At 72.1% G+C, this 889-nt stretch carries 1 pseudogene; it reads right to left on the bottom strand.

The features are described 5' to 3' along the window. Positions 1-889 (bottom strand): annotated as a pseudogene (locus EAO77_RS36510) (hypothetical protein); the annotation flags it as partial.

Raw genomic sequence — 889 nt, 5'->3', positions numbered from 1 at the left:
GCAGATCAACTCGGCCGGCGGCGGCAAGCCGGGCGCCGGACCGGTGATCGACCACGACGCCCACACCAGCACCGGCGGCCGGCTGGCGGACGTGCAGGTGAAGATGAACTCCCGCGCCGCCACCAAGATCAGCCGGGCCAAGGGGCACCACGGCCGTGCCAAGGGCAAGGGCAAGGACGCCGCCGCCCGGCCAGCCCGTTCCCTCGCCGCCGCCCCAGGTGCCGGGCCATCCGGTGCCGGTGAACCGGCGGCCGGAGTCCGGGACGTCGGTCTTCTGGGCCTTGGCGATGCGGTCCCGGACACCCTGGTCGGAGGTGCGGTGGTGCTTGGAGCCCTGGCCGATGGCCTCGGGGAGGTCCTTGCCCACGTGCTTGCCCATGTGCCCGTGGCCCTTGACCAGCTTCTCCACCACCTCCTCGATGGTGGTGTCGAGGGCGGCGGTCAGCGCGTCCTTGCCCTTGGCACGGCCGTGGTGCCCCTTGGCCCGGCTGATCTTGGTGGCGGCGCGGGAGTTCATCTTCACCTGCACGTCCGCCAGCCGGCCGCCGGTGCTGGTGTGGGCGTCGTGGTCGATCACCGGTCCGGCGCCCGGCTTGCCGCCGCCGGCCGAGTTGATCTGCATGCCGTCCTTGCCGGCCTGCACCGCCTGGTCGACGTCGATGCCGTCCTGCTGCCCGGTGACGTTCATCGCCGTCTGGATGGCGAGATCGGTGACGACGCTCTCCAGTGCCGCCACCGCGGGCTGGGTGAGCACGGCGACGATCTCGGAGACGGCGGCCTCCGCCATCTCCTTGAGGATCTTCTTGAACGCGATCCGCGTCGCGACGATCTTCCCGCCCGCCAGCAGCGCGGTGAGTCCGGCGGTGAAGGGAGCCGCCGCCAGCGCCAG

Source organism: Streptomyces sp. T39, assembly GCF_008042045.1.
Lineage (GTDB): Bacteria > Actinomycetota > Actinomycetes > Streptomycetales > Streptomycetaceae > Streptomyces.
The sequence above is the reverse complement of the archived record's forward strand: the minus strand, read 5'-3'. Positions and strand labels throughout refer to the sequence as shown.